11 protein-coding genes and 2 pseudogenes are annotated in these 15,987 nt (G+C 70.8%); 6 read left to right on the top strand and 7 right to left on the bottom strand.

What is annotated here, in order from left to right; translation table 11 throughout:
• Positions 1-209: 209 nt before the first annotated feature.
• The 5 genes and pseudogenes from ACIRJP_RS14745 to ACIRJP_RS14725 all read left to right on the top strand — a co-directional run bounded on the left by ACIRJP_RS14745 (position 210) and on the right by ACIRJP_RS14725 (position 6,430).
• Positions 210-1,457: a sugar ABC transporter substrate-binding protein gene (locus ACIRJP_RS14745; RefSeq protein ID WP_404172898.1), complete on the top strand. Its 1,248-nt coding sequence runs from the start codon at positions 210-212 to the stop codon at positions 1,455-1,457.
• 25 nt (positions 1,458-1,482) lie between these two features.
• Entirely contained in the window at positions 1,483-2,472 is a 990-nt protein-coding gene (locus ACIRJP_RS14740) for a carbohydrate ABC transporter permease (protein ID WP_404172896.1), read from the top strand.
• Positions 2,469-3,377, top strand: a complete 909-nt coding sequence (locus ACIRJP_RS14735; RefSeq protein WP_383720203.1) for a carbohydrate ABC transporter permease — start codon at positions 2,469-2,471, stop codon at positions 3,375-3,377. Before ACIRJP_RS14740 ends, ACIRJP_RS14735 begins: the two co-directional genes overlap by 4 nt.
• Positions 3,378-3,468: 91 nt before the next feature.
• Positions 3,469-4,671 carry a glycoside hydrolase family 1 protein gene (locus ACIRJP_RS14730; protein WP_404172893.1) on the top strand — a complete coding sequence of 401 codons (1,203 nt, stop codon included), beginning with the start codon at positions 3,469-3,471 and terminating at the stop codon, positions 4,669-4,671.
• A 284-nt stretch (positions 4,672-4,955) separates the two neighbouring features.
• Positions 4,956-6,430: pseudogene (locus ACIRJP_RS14725) on the top strand (glucoamylase family protein).
• Positions 6,431-6,524: 94 nt separating this feature from the next.
• Here the strand turns inward: ACIRJP_RS14725 and ACIRJP_RS14720 are convergent.
• Entirely contained in the window at positions 6,525-7,613 is a 1,089-nt protein-coding gene (locus tag ACIRJP_RS14720) for a hypothetical protein (RefSeq protein WP_404172890.1), read from the bottom strand.
• A 139-nt stretch (positions 7,614-7,752) separates the two neighbouring features.
• Here ACIRJP_RS14720 and ACIRJP_RS14715 point away from each other — a divergent pair, with 139 nt between their 5' ends.
• Positions 7,753-9,894 (top strand): TPM domain-containing protein, encoded by a 2,142-nt coding sequence (locus ACIRJP_RS14715; RefSeq protein ID WP_404173426.1) that lies wholly within the window; start codon positions 7,753-7,755, stop codon positions 9,892-9,894.
• A gap of 188 nt (positions 9,895-10,082) precedes the next feature.
• Here the strand turns inward: ACIRJP_RS14715 and ACIRJP_RS14710 are convergent, their stop codons facing one another.
• From ACIRJP_RS14710 to ACIRJP_RS14685, 6 genes and pseudogenes are all read right to left on the bottom strand, one after another.
• Positions 10,083-12,608 carry a SpoIIE family protein phosphatase gene (locus ACIRJP_RS14710; protein ID WP_404173423.1) on the bottom strand — a complete coding sequence of 842 codons (2,526 nt, stop codon included), beginning with the start codon at positions 12,606-12,608 and terminating at the stop codon, positions 10,083-10,085.
• Positions 12,609-12,801: 193 nt separating this feature from the next.
• Entirely contained in the window at positions 12,802-13,230 is a 429-nt protein-coding gene (locus tag ACIRJP_RS14705; protein ID WP_404172887.1) for an ATP-binding protein, read from the bottom strand.
• 274 nt (positions 13,231-13,504) lie between these two features.
• Positions 13,505-13,906, bottom strand: coding sequence for an NUDIX domain-containing protein (locus ACIRJP_RS14700; RefSeq protein WP_266729934.1), 402 nt, complete (start codon positions 13,904-13,906; stop codon positions 13,505-13,507).
• A gap of 130 nt (positions 13,907-14,036) precedes the next feature.
• Positions 14,037-14,237: an SPOR domain-containing protein gene (locus ACIRJP_RS14695; protein ID WP_376425168.1), complete on the bottom strand. Its 201-nt coding sequence runs from the start codon at positions 14,235-14,237 to the stop codon at positions 14,037-14,039.
• A 192-nt stretch (positions 14,238-14,429) separates the two neighbouring features.
• Positions 14,430-14,680: pseudogene (locus ACIRJP_RS14690) on the bottom strand (hypothetical protein); the annotation flags it as partial.
• A gap of 219 nt (positions 14,681-14,899) precedes the next feature.
• Positions 14,900-15,652, bottom strand: a complete 753-nt coding sequence (locus tag ACIRJP_RS14685; RefSeq protein WP_404172883.1) for a GntR family transcriptional regulator — start codon at positions 15,650-15,652, stop codon at positions 14,900-14,902.
• Between the last annotated feature and the right edge of the window lie 335 nt (positions 15,653-15,987).

Genomic DNA, 15,987 nt, shown 5'->3' with positions numbered 1-15,987 from the left:
AGCCAAGGGCTGCCCCGTAGCGAAATCGGTCACATCGTCCCCAATTTCACAATTGGCATACTTACCGTGCAAGTTGAACATTCAGATGTCCAGCACGTTGCACGAGTGTGACCTAGCACCCTCTTGCGGATTCCGGAACGTCTGCCGCAGAGTGATGTATGCGCTTACAGGCAGCGCATACATCAGGATTGCTCAAGGAGGAGCCCTCCATGCCTCGCACCGCCAGAAACGCCTCGATCGGTATCGCTGTCGCCGGCGCGCTCACGTTCGGCCTGACCGCTTGCGGCAGCTCCGGCGACGACGTCGCCGCGGACAAGAAGCAGACGCTCACCGTCTGGGCCATGGGGGCCGAGGGCGAGAAGCTCGCGGATGTGGCCAAGGTCTACGAGAAGGCCAACCCGAACATCACCATCAAGGTGACTCCGGTCGGCTGGGACGTCGCCCACCAGAAGCTGGTCTCAGCGGCCGCCGCCGGCACCCTGCCGGACGTGGCGCAGATGGGCGGCAGCTACATGGGCGAGTTCGCCGAGCTCGGTGTGCTGGAGCCGGTGGACACCAAGACCTTCAATGAGAAGGACTTCTTCCAGTCCGGCTGGAAGCAGGGCGAGGTGGACGGCCAGGCGTACGGCGTGCCGTGGTACGTCGACACCCGCGTCCTCTACTACCGCACCGACCTGGCCGAGAAGGCCGGCGTCACCAAGGCTCCGAGCAACTGGAAGGAGATGCAGGACCTCGCCTCGGCCTACCAGAAGAAGGCCGGGACCAAGTGGGGCCTGTCCATCCAGCCCAGCGGCCTGGACACGGTGCAGAACTTCTACTCCTTCCTGTACTCGGCCGGCGGCGAGATCGTCAACGACAAGGGCGAGGCCGTCATCGACAGCCCCGAGGCCGTCAAGGCGCTCAAGGAGTACGGCTCGTACTTCGACAAGGGGCTCTCCAACAAGTCCGTGCAGCCCGGCTACGACGTCGTGAAGGACTTCGGCAACGGCCGCGTCCCGATGTTCTTCGGCGGCCCCTGGCACGTCACCCTGCTGAACGAGGGCCAGCCGCAGATCAAGGGCAAGTGGGCGGTGGCCAACGTGCCCGCCGACAAGACCTCCGCCTCCATGGCCGGCGGCTCCTCCCTGGTGATCTCCAAGGACAGCGAGCACAAGGCCGCCGCCACCGAGTTCATCAAGTACCTGACGGACACCAAGGGCCAGGCCGACTGGTACAAGCGCACCAAGGACCTGCCGGCCAACACCTCCGCGTGGACCTCCGGCGACCTCGCCGACGACACCGACCTCCAGGTGTTCAAGAAGCAGATGGACACCGCCAAGTCGTCCCCGTCCCTGTCCAACTGGACGGAGATCACCGACAAGGTCGACCAGGCCATCGCCAAGGTCACCCAGGGCAAGGCGTCCGCCGAGGACGCGCTCAAGACGGCCCAGTCCCAAATCGAAGGCCTTCTGAAGTAATCGAAGGCCGGACGAAGTAGGAGTCATGCGCACCATGACCGCAAAGGCCGCGGAGTCGGCCAAGGCGCAGGCCGGGCCGGGGGCCTCCGGGTCCCCGGCCACCGGGTCCGCGGGCCGACGGGGCAGAAGAAGGTCGATGGGCGTGCAGAACGCGGCCGGCTGGCTGTTCTCCACCCCCTTCCTCGTCCTCTTCCTCGTCTTCATGGCGTTCCCGATCGTCGCCACGCTGGTGATGAGCTTCACCGACTTCGGGCTGCGCAATGTGACGCACCCGCTGGACGCGAACTTCATCGGCTTCGAGAACTACGTCAAGCTGTTCAGCGACGACAAGTTCCTCAAGTCGCTCTTCAACACGGCGTACTTCGTGGTGATCGGCGTCCCGCTGACGATCGGCCTCGGACTGGTCGTCGCCGTACTGCTGAACAACGGCATCGACCGGGCGCGGACCTTCTTCCGCGTCGGCTTCTACGCCCCGGTGGTCACCACCATCGTCGCGGTCGCCGTGGTCTGGCGGTTCGTGCTCGACCCGAGCGACGGGCTCGTCGCGGGGCTCTTCTCCGAAGTGGGCCTCACCTCGCCCGACTTCCTGGGCTCCGAGACGCTCGCCATGCCGTCGATGATCGCGATGGCGGTCTGGCGCAACCTCGGCACGGTCATGGTGCTCTTCATCGCCGGTCTGCAGGCCATCCCCACCGAGGTGCGGGAGGCGGCGCGGCTGGACGGCGCCGGGGTCTGGCAGGAGTTCAAGGGCATCACCGTGCCGCTGCTGCGACCCACGCTGCTCTACGCCACGGTGATCACGACCATCGGTTACCTCAACGTCTTCGAGGAGCCGTTCGTGATGACCCAGGGCGGTCCCTCGGACTCCACGCTCACCGTCTCGCTGAACATGTACCGCGAGGGCTTCAACTTCTTCCACATGGGCTATGCGAGCGCCATGGCGTATGTCCTCTTCGTGGTGATCATGGGCATCACGGTGCTCCAGCTCCGACTGCTGAAGGACAACACGAAATGAGCGCCACCAGTGCACCGGGCGCCGTCTCGACGGCGCCGTCCGAGCAGCCCGGCGACACGCCGCCGTCCAAGGTGAAGAAGGCCCGCAACCCGCGGCGCGTCCTCGTCTACGTCCTGCTGTCGGTCGGCCTGCTGATCATGTCGGCGCCGTTCCTGTGGATGGCCCTCTCGGCCTTCAAGACGCAGCAGGAACTGACGGCCAGCCCGCCCGTGTGGATCCCGACCGAGTGGACCCTGGAGAACTTCCGGGAGCTGCTCGACAAGCTCGATCTGCCGCTGTACTTCATGAACTCGGTGATCGTGGCGGTGCTGGTCACCGTCTCGAACCTGGTTTTCTGCTCGATGCTCGGGTACGCCCTGGCCAAGCTGAACTTCGCCGGCCGCAACAAGATCTTCGGCCTGGTTCTCGGCGCCCTGATGGTGCCCGGCAACCTGATGCTGCTGCCGCTGTTCGTGCTGATGAGCAAGTTGCATCTGATCGACTCGTACGCCGGTCTGGTGCTGCCGTTCGCCGCCGGGGCCTTCGGGGTCTTCCTGATGCGGCAGTTCATGCAGTCGATCCCGGACGAGCTGCTGGAAGCGGCCCGGATGGACGGCGCCGGCGAGTGGTACATCTTCTGGCGCATCGTGATGCCGCTGGTGAAGCCCGCACTGGCGACGCTCTCGATCTTCACGTTCCTGGGCTCCTGGAACAACTTCGTCTGGCCGCTCATCGCGACCAACGACCCCGACAAATACACCCTGCCGGTCGCCCTGGCCACCTTCGCCACCGACCCCAACAAGGCGGGCGGCTCCAACGGCATGCTGATGGCCGGCTCCCTGCTGGTCGTCCTGCCCGTCGTGATCCTTTTCATCGCGCTCCAGCGGCACTTCACCCAGGGCATCGCCACCGCCGGCATGAAGTAGGGCCGGCCCCGGCAGCCCCGCCGAAACGTACGAGGCCACGGCCCCACACCCCGTCGGCCACACCCCTTCATCACCAGAGAGACAGTTTGCGATGACGCACACCCAGGTCCCGTTCCCCGAAAACTTCCTGTGGGGCGCCTCCACGGCCGCCCACCAGATCGAGGGCAACAACACCAACAGCGACTGGTGGGTCAAGGAGCACGCCGCGGGCACCCACATCCAGGAGCCCAGCCTGGACGCCTGCGACAGCTACCACCGCTGGCACGAGGACATGGACGTGCTGGCCGGTCTGGGCTTCACCGACTACCGGTTCTCCATCGAGTGGGCGCGCATCGAGCCGGCCGAGGGCCGGTTCTCCCGGGCCGAACTCGCCCACTACCGCCGCATGGTCGAGGGCGCCATCGAGCGCGGCCTGCGCCCCATGATCACCCTGCACCACTTCACCGTGCCGCAGTGGTTCGAGGCGCGCGGCGGCTGGACCGCCGAGGGCGCGACCGAGCTCTTCGCGCGTTACGTCGCGGCCTGCGCGCCGGTGATCGCCGAGGGCGTCGGCCACGTCTGCACCATCAACGAGCCGAACATGATCGCCGTCATGGCCGGCCAGGCCAAGCGGGGCGACAACAGCTTCCCGCCGGCCGGGCTGCCGACCCCCGACGACGAGACCACCGAGGCCGTCATCGCCGCGCACCACGCGGCCGTCAAGGAGGTCCGGGCGATCAACCCGGACATCCAGGTCGGCTGGACCATCGCCAACCAGGTCTACCAGGCCCTGCCCGGCGCCGAGGAGGTCACCGCGGCCTACCGTCACCCCCGTGAGGACGTCTTCATCGAGGCCGCCCGCGGCGACGACTGGATCGGTGTGCAGTCCTACACCCGGACCAGGATCGGCACCGACGGCCCGATACCCACCGCCGAGGGCGTCGAGCGCACCCTCACGCAGTGGGAGTACTACCCGTCCGCCGTCGGCTACGCGCTGCGTCACACCGCCGAGGTCCTGGGCAACGGCATCCCGCTGATCGTCACCGAGAACGGCATCGCCACCGACGACGACAGCCGCCGCGTCGACTACTACACCGGTGCCCTGAACGAGGTCGCCTCCGCGATCCAGGACGGTCTGAACATCCAGGGCTACCTGGCCTGGAGCGCGCTCGACAACTACGAGTGGGGCTCCTACAAGCCCACCTTCGGCCTGATCGGCTGGAACCCGGAGACCTTCGAGCGGCTGCCCAAGCCGTCCGCCGTCTGGCTGGGCGAGATGGGCCGCACCCGCGCCCTGCCGCGCATCGCCGACTGACGTCGGCCACCCGAGCCGACCGATGTCGGCTCCCCCCGACCGGGAGCCACCTGACGGCTCCCGCCCGTACGGGAACCGGCGGCTCCTGACGGACGCCGGTTCCCGTACAGCAGGGCCTTTCGGGCCCTGTGCCCGCGTACGGCGCCGCTCGTGTCCTGCCCTGCTCACGAGCGGCGGCGCACGCCGGTGCCGTACGAGGCGGCGCGCCCCGCGCCCGCGATCACGACCGACGAACGAAATCCGCCCACCGCCCACAGTCGGTGGCTCTTCTTCGAGGGGTTCTGATGAACCGTCGTACGTTTCTCACCGCAGCGGGAACAGGGGCCGCCGCCCTGTCGCTGGGAACCGTGGCCGCGCCCCCGGCGGGCGCCGCCGACCGGCCCGTGCGCGGCTCGCACGCACCGCTGCTGCTGCGCTGGTTTTGCGACACGTACCGGTCGATCGAGGCCATGACGACCGACTTCGGTCTCGCCGTCGACAAGATCGATGTCAGCAGGCCCGGCGCCCCCGTCCAGTCGCGTCAGACCTCCCCCACCAACATCGGCTGCGGCCTGTGGTCGACGGTGGCCGCCGCCGGGCTCGGGGTGATCGACGACGACACGATGCGCCGACGGCTGGAGCACACCGTGCGGGCCGTCGAGAGGCTGGAACGCCACCACGGCTTCTGGCTCAACTGGTACGACGCGCACGACGGTTCGGTCCTCACCGAGTGGCCCGGAACCGGTGACCCGGTCCGCCCGTTCCTCTCCTCCGTCGACAACGCCTGGCTGGTCACCGGACTGCGCATCGCCGCCGACGCCGCGCCCGCGCTGCGCCCCCGTATCGCCCGCATCCTGGCGACCGCCGACTGGTCGTACTACTACACGCCGTACGATCCGGCCGACCCGGTCGCCGGCCCCGGCCAACTGCGCGGCGGGTTCTGGACCGACACCGAGGAGCCCACCGGGCACCACTACGGCGCGCTCAACACCGAGCCGCGGATGGCCAGTTACCTGGGCATCGCGGACGGCTCGCTGCCCGCCGACCACTACTGGCACCTGCTGCGCACGATGCTGCCCGAGCACGGGCAGGAGCAGTACCCGCAGGGCAGTTACGTCGCCATGGACGGCGTACGGGTCTGGCAGGGGCACTACACCCATCGCGGCCGGAAGATCGTGCCCACCTGGGGCGGGTCGATGTTCGAGGCCCTGATGGTGCCGCTGTTCGTGCCGGAGGCGGAGTGGTCGCCGAGGTCCTGGGGCCTCAACCACCGCCGCTACGTCCGCAGCCAGATCGAGCACGGGACGGAGGAGGCGGGGTACGGGTACTGGGGCTTCTCCCCCGCCAACATCCCCGAGGGCGGCTACCAGGAGTACGGCGTCGACGCGATCGGCATGCAGGTCGACGGCTACGCCTCCAACACCGACCGTACATACACCGAGGACGGCGAACCGCTGCCGCCCGCCTCGGCGTTCACCAACGGTGTGGTCACCCCGCACGCCTCCTTCCTCGCGCTGCCGTACGCGCCGGACGAGGCGATCGCCAACCTGCGCGCGCTCGACCGCGACTTCGGCGCCTACCACGCCGGGTACGGCTTCCGGGACTCCGTCAACGTCGGCACCGGCCGGGTCAGCGATTACCTGCTCGCACTCGACCAGGGCATGATCGCCGCGGCGCTGGCCCAGGCGATCCGCCCCGGTCTGCTGCAACGGCCTTTCCGCACCGGCGGTTCCAGTCGAAGGTGCGGCCGCTGCTCGCCAAGGAGCGGTTCTCCATCTGAGCCGTCCAAGCGGTCCGAACCGCCTCGAAACGTGGCGGCGTACCGGTCCGGGGCGGAGAGCTCGGGGCCCGGCCCCGGCCCGGTACGCCGTCGCTCAGCTCGGATCCGGTCGACTCGGGTCCGCTCGGTTCCAGCCCGCGCGGTACGCCGACCAGTCGCCCTCCCGCGCGGCGAAGTCGACGTAGAGCGCGACCCCGAACCGTTCACGGCCGCGGTCGGTGCGCCCCAGGCCCAGCCGGGTGCCCCGGACCGCGGCCTCGACCGTCTCGGCCGACTCGTGGTGTCCGAGGTCGTCCTCGTGGAAGAACGGCAGCCCCATCAGCAGATCGGTGTCCTTCGGCGTCACTTCGAGGGCGAGCGCCGTCTGCTGGGCGACAAAGCCGCCGAACAGCCCCTCCAGGGGCATCCAGGTGTCGTACGACATGACGGCGATCTGGTCGACCCGGCGCGCGACCTGGCCGAAGAACTTCTGCGACCACCACTTCTGGCTGCCGCCGCTGACCACACCGAGCACCCGGTGCGCCGAGGGCAGCGGGTCGATCTGGTGGGCGGCGACCGACAGCTGTGCCTTGCGCGGCCTCGTGAGCGCGCGCAGGTCGTCCAGGAGCGAGAGGTAGTGGCGGTCGCCGGAGTGCAGCGGCTCCAGGTCGAAGTGGACGCCGTCGAACCCGGCGTCCAGGATCTGCCGGGCCGAGGCGACCACGGCGGTACGGGACGCGGCCCGCTCCAGGCGCAGCCCGTCGGGCCCCTCGGTGGCCAGCACGTCGCCGAGCCAGGCCTGGACCCGGATGCCGGGCAGGGTGCGGTGCACGGCGTCGATCAGCCACCGGGCCCGGGGGTGGCGGTCGGCGGGCAGGGTGCCGTCGTGCTCCAGCGGCCCGGCGTGGACGTACAGGTCCTTGATCCCCGTCCCCTCGATCCGGTCGGCGAACGCGGCGAGGTCGGCCTCGTCCTTGCGCCCGTCGACCCAGGCGTGGCCGAGCCAGATGGCGTCGCGGCCCCGGGTGCGCGTGCCGTCGCCCGGGTCGCCGGAGTAGTTGAGCCGCAGGGCGATGCCCGCGGTGAGGACCGGCACCACGATCGCCAGGACCACCCCCAGCGCGATCCTGCTGGGCCAGGTCCAGCGGAACCGGGCCGCCCGTTCGCGTATCCGCCCGGCTCCGCGTTTGATCCCCGTGAGCACGTCCGTATCCCCCTGCGTGTCGGTGTGCCGTCGCTGTAGAGGGCATCATGACGCACCCCCCGGACCCCGATGGCGGGCCCCGGTCGCCGGGTCGCGGGTGACAGAGGGTGGACATAACCTCACAAATGTGACTCCGCCCGTGAGCCGTACCCGGATATCCGCACCGGGCCGGGCCCTGCTCACCGCGCTGATGTCGGTGTGCTGGCCGGCCCTTCCCGCAGTACCGGCTTCTTCCGCAGTACCGGCCCTTCCCGCAGCTCCGACCGCCCGCGCCGACGATCCCGTCACGCTGTCCCGGGACGGGCGGATCACCGACAAGGTGGGGGCGCTCGGGGACCGCAGGGACCAGGTGCGGGCCGCACTCGACCGGCTGTACGCGGACCGTCGCGTACAGCTCTTCGTCGTGTACGTACGGGACTTCTCCGGGCGGTCCGCGCAGAGCTGGGCCGATGCCACGGCCGACCGCAACGGCCTCGGCCGCGACGACGTCCTGCTCGCCGTCGCCACCCACGACCGGCAGTACGGGTACACCGTCGAACAGGGCTCCCGCCTCACCGACGCCCAGCTCCAGGACATGGCGGGCACCGCGATCGAGCCCGCGCTCAGGGAGCACGACCGGGCCGGCGCGGCGATCGGCGCGGCGAACGGGTACTCCGCCGTACTGGCCGGAAAGCCCGTGCCCACCCCCGGCGCCGCCGACCCCGCAACCGGTGAATCCGGCGGGACCAGCACCGCTGACCTGATCCTCCCGGTGGTCGTCGTCGGCGGGGCGGCGGCGCTGGCCGGCTACGCGTACACCCGGCGCAGGCGGCGCACCACGACCCGCACCACGCCCGGCGCGAAGGGCTGGGGCCCCGCCTCCACCGGACCGGACGGGTCGCCGCAGCCGCCGGAGCCGCTGCCTGAGCTGGACGCGCGCGCGAAGGAGGCGCTGGTGGACACCGACGACGCGGTCCGCACCAGCGAGGAGGAACTGGGTTTCGCCACCGCCCAGTTCGGCGAGGAGGCGGCGGCCCCGTTCACGGAGGCCGTCGGCGATGCGAAGGGCGAGCTGACTGCGGCGTTCCGGCTGCGTCAGCGCCTGGACGACTCCATTTACGAGGACGAGGCGACCAGGCGCCGGATGCTGGACGAGATCATCGGCCGCTGCGCGGACGCGGGCGCCCGGCTGGACGCCGTGTCCGAGGACTTCGACCGGCTGCGAGCCCTGGAACGGGACGCCCCGCAGGCCCTGGCCACGGCCGAGGCCGCGTTCCGGGCGCTCGCCGGACGGGTCGCCGCGGCCCAGGCCACCCTGAACACGATGCGCGAGGAGTACGCGGAATCGGCCTTCGCCGCCGTCGCCGGCGACATCGAGCAGGCCAAGGACCGGCTCGTCTTCGCCACGTCGAGCCTCAACCGGGGCCGGCAGTCGGTGGACAGCACCAGCAACTCCGCGGCAGCGGTGTACATCCGGGCCACCGAGGGCGCCGTCGACCAGGCGACCACCCTCGTCGACGCGGTGGAGCGGCGGAGCCGGGAACTCGCGGAGGCGGCGGGGCGGCTGCCCGCCGCCCTCACCGGGACGGAGACCGATCTGGCCGATGCGGGCGGGCTGCTCGAAGGCGCCGGGGACGGTGGGCCGACCGCCGGTCTGCGGGGCCGGATCGCCCGCGCGAAGTCGGTGCTCGACGATGTGCGGGCCCGGATGCTGGCCGGGCCGTACGACCCGATCGACGCGCTGCGCAGGGTGGAGGAGGCGGACGCGGCGCTCGACGCGGCGCTGGCCGGTGTCCGCGAACGGGATCAGGGCGACCGGCGGGCCCTCTCCCTGCTGGACGGGGCGGTGCTCACGGCACGTTCGGCGATCACGGCGGCGGCCGACTTCATCACCACGAACCGGGGAGCTGTGGGCAGCCAGGCCCGGACCCGGCTGGCGGAGGCCCAGCGGCGTCTCGACCGGTCGCGCGAGCTGGCCGGGTCGAAGGATGCGCAGGGGGCGCTGGCCGAGGCGCAGCAGGCGGATTCGCTGGCCGGGCAGGCCCGGAGCCTGGCCGAACTGGATGTGCGCGCGTACGGGAACCGGAACGGTCCGGGCGGTGCGCGGGGAACGGGCGGCGGGGTCGGCGGCGCGGTGCTCGGTGGCATCATCCTCGGCGGCCTCCTGGGCGGCGGCGGCGGGCGCGGCGGCGGCGTCCACGGCGGGGGGTTCGGCGGCGGGGGGCACGGCGGGGCCGCCGGTCCGGGCAGCTTCGGCGGCGGCGGCACACGGGGCCGGCGCGGTGGCGGCGGCCGTTTCTGAGCCGGCCGCGGACCCGCCCCGAGGCTTCATCCGCGGTGTCGCTCCATCCACCGGGATCCCCGGAGAGACCCCATGGACGCCCGGTTCGAGCAGTTGGACAGCCTGGGCGACAGCGCCGAGATCGATGCCCGGCCGGCCGCGCTGAAGTCGGCCTGAGACCTGTCGGCCCGGGACCGCCCGGCGGCCGGTCAGTACATGCTCAGCAGCTGCTCCACGGAGAGTTCGGCGGCCGGCACCCCGTCGGGCAGGGCCAGCTCGAACCAGACGGTCTTGCCACGCGGGGTCCGCCTGGACCCCCAGGCCACGCTCAGCAGCCCGACCAGCTGGAGCCCGCGCCCGCCCTCGTCGGTGTCGCGGGCCCGCCGCCGCCGCGGCTGGACGAGTCCGGCGTCCCACACCTCGCAGACGAGGGTGCGATCGCGCAGCAGTCTGAGCCTTATCTCGCCCTCCCCGTACCGCAGGGCGTTGGTGACCAGCTCGCTGACCAGCAGTTCGGTGGTGTCCACCAGGTCGTCCAGGCCCCAGTCGAGCAGCCGGCCGCGGGCCAGTTCGCGGGCCCGGCCCACGGAACGGGGTTCGCGGGGCAGCCGCCAGTCGCCGACCGCGTCGGCCGGCAGTCCCTGGATACGGGCCACCAGCAGGGCGATGTCGTCCTCGCCGTGCCCGGTTTCCAGGGTGCTCAGCACGTGGTCGCAGACGTCCTCGATCGGCCGTTCCGGCTCGACGAGCGCGGCGCGCAGGGCTTCGAGGCCTTCGTCGAGGGGGTGGTCGCGGGACTCGACGAGCCCGTCCGTGTAGAGGGCGAGCAGCGAGCCCTCCTTCAGTTCGACCTCGACCTCCTCGAAGGGTTCGCCGCCGACGCCGAGCGGCATGCCGGGCGGCACGTCGAGCAGCAGGGCGGCCTCGCCCGGTTCGACCACGGCGGGCGGGAGGTGGCCCGCGTTGGCGAAGGTGCAGCGCCGGGTGACCGGGTCGTAGACCGCGTACACGCAGGTCGCCAGGTAGACCTCGGAGAGGTCCGCCTCCCGGGACTTGTGGGCGGCCCGCGAGGGCCACTGGGAGCCGCCGGACGTGCCGGCGCCGCCGGGGGTGCCGAGTCCGCGGGCGACCTCGTCGAGCGCGGAGAGCACCTCGGCGGGTTCCAGGTCCAGCAGGGCCAGGGTCCGTACGGCGGTGCGCAGTTCGCCCATGGCGACGGCAGCCCGCAGTCCGCGGCCCATGACGTCGCCGACGACGAGGGCGGTGCGGTGGCCGGGTATCTCGATCACGTCGAACCAGTCGCCGCCGACCTCGGTGGCCGTGTTGCCGGGCAGGTAGCGGCAGGCGATGTCGAGGCCGGCGGCCACCGGGTCGCCGGGCGGCAGGAGGCTGCGCTGGAGGATCAGGGCGCGTTCGTGCTCGCGCCGGTAGAGGCGGGCGTTGTCGATGCAGACCGCGGCGCGGGCGGCGAGTTCGGTGGCCAGGGCCCGGTCCCGCTCGCCGAAGGGTTCGCTGCCCTTGGTGCGGGAGAACTGCACGAGACCGACCACCGTGTCGTGGGCGACCATCGGCACGGCGAGCGTGGACTGGACGAAGCCCCGGTCGTCGCCGGGCACGTCCTCGACGTGGCCGGTGCGCAGGGCGATGGCGCACGGCGAGTTGAAAGAGAAGCGGTGTACGGAGCCGAGCTCGGGCGAGCCGGTCTGCGCGGCGGTGTCGGGCAGGACGTCCGCCACCGCGCTGGCCAGGGCGACGCGGCGCAGTTCGGCGGAGCCGCCGACGGATTCCTGACGGAGCGAATCCCAGCTGCCGGGCGGTGCGTCGTCGCCGGTGAGCAGCCCCTGGTAGAGGTCGACGGAGGCGAGGTCGCAGAAGCCGGGGACGGCGACGTCGAGGAGTTCGCGCGCGGTGGTCTCCAGGTCGAGGGAGTTGCCGATCCGGGCGCTGGCCTCGTTGAGCAGGGCGAGGTTGCGGCGGGCACTGGCGGCCTCGCGGGCGGCGATGTGCCTGCGGGTGACGTCGGTGGCCAGTCCGGCGACGCCGATGGGGCGGCCGGATCCGCTGTGCACGCGGTAGAGGTTCATCGACCAGTGCCGGCTGCCGGCGCCGGGGGCGGTGCCGACGATCTGGAGATCGGTGACGGACGTTCCGGTCTCCAGTACGCGCTGGATGGTGACGGTGAGCCGGTCGGCTTCGGTGCCCGAGAGATAGTCGTCGACCGTGCGGCCGCGGTGGTCCTCGGCCCGGCCGCCGAAGACGGTGGCGAAGCGCTGGTTGGCGCGGATCACCGAGAGGTCCGTACCGAACAGCACGAAGCCGAAGGGTGATTGGCCGAATATCGCCTGGGAAGCGGCAAGGTCCGTCTCGATGTGGCGCAGTGCCCGGACGTCCACGACGATGCAGAGCGCGGCCCGTTCCCCGCTCTCCGTCTCGCTCGGCATCAGATAGATCTCGGCGAGCCCGTGCACGGCCTCCTCGCCCGGTATCCGGAAGGGGACGAGGCCCGTCCACTCCCGGCCGTCGAGGATCTCGCCGACCCTGCGGCGGCCGTCCCTGCGCAGTTCGGCGGGCATGAAGGCCTCGACCGGGTCCATGCCGACCGCTCTGTCCGCGGCAATGCCGAAGAGGCCGGCGGCCCGGCGGCTCCACTGCTCGATCAGGCCATCGGGGCCGATCGAGAAGGAGGCGACCCTGATGTAGTCGTAGATCGAGCCAGGCGGGCTGCTCTGCCACACGATGTCGCCCGCTGTCCCAGGTATTTCGCTCACGCGACCGTCCCCTCCAGCTCACACACCGGACCGGTCATGCCCGCAGTATTCAGCACTCCGGCCCCAACCGACACGGCGTTCACGATCACAGCACGGTCTCAGTCCCTTTCAGCCAGGTTCTGGCCGACCTCTGGTGATCGCTGTCCGTCCCACCCCACTCCTAACCAGGCAGGGCCAGCTCGAACCACACGGTCTTGCCGGTCTTTCCCCGCCGGGTCCCCCAGCGGCGGGCGGAACACGCCACCAGCTGCAGCCCCCTGCCCCCTTCGTCCTCCGGTCCCGCCATACGTTCGGTGGGCGGATCCGGAAGCGGATCGGAGACTTCCACGAGCAGCCCCGGATGGGCGGAGGGGGCGTCCCCGTTGAGATGGGGGCGCACCAGGCGTACGCCGATGGGCCCCGATGTATAGCGCATCGAGTTGGTGACCAACTCGCTGACCAGCAGAACTGTCACATCTCCGACGGCGGCATCGAGCCCCCAGGCGGTCAACGCCCCATGGACCGCATGCCGTGCGGATCGCACGGCGCCCGGCTCAGCCGGAAAGGTCCACTCGGCGCAGTCGCCTTCACTGTCGATCACGCCGATCACTTCCCAAGACCAGCAGCGGAGAACGCCCTGTTTACAAGGGCTATTCAGCACATACCCGATATTTGGGGCGAACTATCGCCGGGGCCGACACGTGGGGCGTACGGGTGTACGGCCGCGCGCACGAACGATGTCCCCGGGGAGAGGGGGCGCACAAGGCGACGGGCGCGCGCTGCCGCCTTGGCGCTTGCCTCGTTCAACCGCCTCCGGCGCCCCCCGCCCGCCGGCGCCGGGGGCCCGGCCGCACGGGCCAACTCCCCTGCCGTCTCCGCCGTGTTCAGGCCAGCGCGCCCGAGGCCTTGAGGTCGTCGAAGAGCAGTTGGTCGACCGGCGGGACGAGCGGTCGGTCGGCGTAGGAGAACCACGCCATCTCCTCGATCTCGCTGCTGACGGTCAGCGTTCCCTGATACTCGCCGGCGTAACAGCTCATGCGCACGACCACCCCGTCCGGATGACCGTGCGCCTGCGCCTCGTACGTACCCATGTGGGACACGGTCGCGGGCAGGATGGCCACGGCCAGCTCCTCCTCGACCTCGCGCAGCAGGGTCTGCAGGTCGGTCTCCTGACCCTCCCGCTTGCCACCGGGGATGTAGAAGACGTCCTTCCCCCGTGGTCGCGCGCAGAGAATCCTGCCGTTCTCCACCCGCACCCATGCCACCGTGTCGATCAGGACCGACATCACTCCGCCTTCGCTCTCGCGCAACCCCGTCGGACAGGACCCTAGATCCTTCGGCGATGGGCGGGTGAACGCGGGCACGGTCATGCGCCGGAGCGCGATCGCCCGCCCCGCCGCACTCCTCGCGCCCGCGCTACGGCCGGGCGCTCCGCTCCGCGCGCTCCACCCAGTAGAGCTGCTTGTGGCCGTGCTCATCGAGCTTGTCGGCGATCTTCTGGGCCTCGCCCTGCGTGGCATACCTGCCGACGCGATAGCGATTGCCGTTGTCGTCCTGCCTTATCACCAGCCACGGGAGCACGGCCCCGCTGTCGCTCATCGTGTCCCTCCCGAGCATTGCGCCCCTCCCTCGAACGGCGTGCACGTCAGTGAAGATCCCCAGGAAACCGCAGTACGCATATGCCCGAGCGTACGCCTGACCTTTACGCAACGGATACGCATTTACACAAAGAGATACCGATCCGGTCAGCAAGAGGGGGCGCACCCGGCCGGATGCGCCCCCTGCGCCCGTGGCCCCCGCCGCCGCCGGCTATCCCGCCTCCGGCGCCGCCGCGCGCACCGTCGGCACCGGCATCAGGACGGGGTCGGCCGACGGCTCTTCGCGGCAGACGTCGCCGCACTCCGCGTCCAGCGAGCAGCACAGCGAGCAGATCGGCCCCGACCGCACCGGGCAGTCGGCGATGTCGGGCAGCTCGCAGGCGGTCTCGCAGACCGCGCAGGTGTGGGTGGCGGCAATGTCCGCGACCTCGGCGCCCGGCCGTTCACCGGGTTGGGCCGGGCCCCAGCCGCTTTCGGTGTGGCTGTGTCCGTCATCGGTGACTTCCCGTCCGTCGTCCGGTGTGCGAGTACGGACCGGACGGTAGGAGCGGTACATGACAACTCTATGCAGCCGTTGACTGCCCGTTGGTTACGGTAATTGTCCGGGCGTTGACGTGTCGTCACCGACACCGGACGGCGATCCCCGCCCACCGGGCACCTGACCGGAAGGTGGTACGCGGCTCACCTGACCGGAAGGTGGTACGCGACCCGGTAACGATCGGCGGGCACCACCACGTCCGCCGTCTCGACCGGGCGGCCCGACGCGTAGTACGTCCGCTCGATCACCATCACCACGTGTCCGGGCACACCGCCGAGCGCCAGGAGTTCCTCCGCCAGCCCCGGACGCGCGCCGACCTGCTCGGCCACGTTGTCCACGACGACATCGATCGCGGCCATCCGCTCGACCACCCCGCAGCCGCCCAACGGGCCCTCCTCCGGCAGCATCACCGGCGTACGCCCCGTCACGGCGAGCGGCTCCCAGGAGGTGGAGAGCATCATCGGCTCCCCGGCCTCGCGGAAGGTGTACCTCGTCCGCATCACCCGGTCGCCCGGCTCGATGCCCAGACGCTCGGCGATCTCGGTGCTCGCCCCCTCCTGTTCGCTGCGGGACTCCCACGTCCCGTGCACCCCCTCCGCCGTCTGCTCCTGGCGGAACGGACTGGCGCCGGCCGCGGACCGGTAGCCGGAGCGGGCGATCCGCCGCGGGACCGGGCGCTCGCGCACATAGGTGCCGGAACCGGAACGCCCCTCCACCAGGCCCTCGGCCATCAGCACCTTTCGCGCCTCCAGCGCGACGGTGTCCGAGACTCCGTACTCCTCGCGGATACGGGCCTGCGAAGGCAGGCGCGTATGCGGCGGCAGCGAACCGTTGACGATCTTCTCCCGCAGATCGCTTGCAACGCGCAGATACGCGGGCTGCTCACCGAAAGTCACAGGCCACTCCCAACAGGTTGACAGTCTGCAACAGCCTGACAACCGTCGGTTGTGCACCGCAAGTACAGGCCAAGGATTCACTCGAAGTGATGATTCGCCAGGTCCTTGCGCATATCCGGCCGCCGGCCACCAGAGGGTTCTCAGCTCTCCTCACGCCTCCTCCCCTCCTCCGGTTCACCGCAACCGGGTTCCTTCTCGTACGGAAGTGGGGGGGGGGGGGGGGGGCCCCCCCCCCCCCCCCCCCCCCCCCCCCCGGGGGGGGGCCCCCCCCCCCCCCCCCCCAAAAAACCCACCCAAGAAAATAAAAGGGGGGCCCCCCCCCGCCGCGGGGGCCC

The sequence above is a fragment of the Streptomyces sp. NPDC102437 genome, assembly GCF_044765565.1.
Taxonomy (GTDB): Bacteria; Actinomycetota; Actinomycetes; order Streptomycetales; family Streptomycetaceae; genus Streptomyces.
This window is presented reverse-complemented; position numbering and strand designations above follow the sequence as displayed.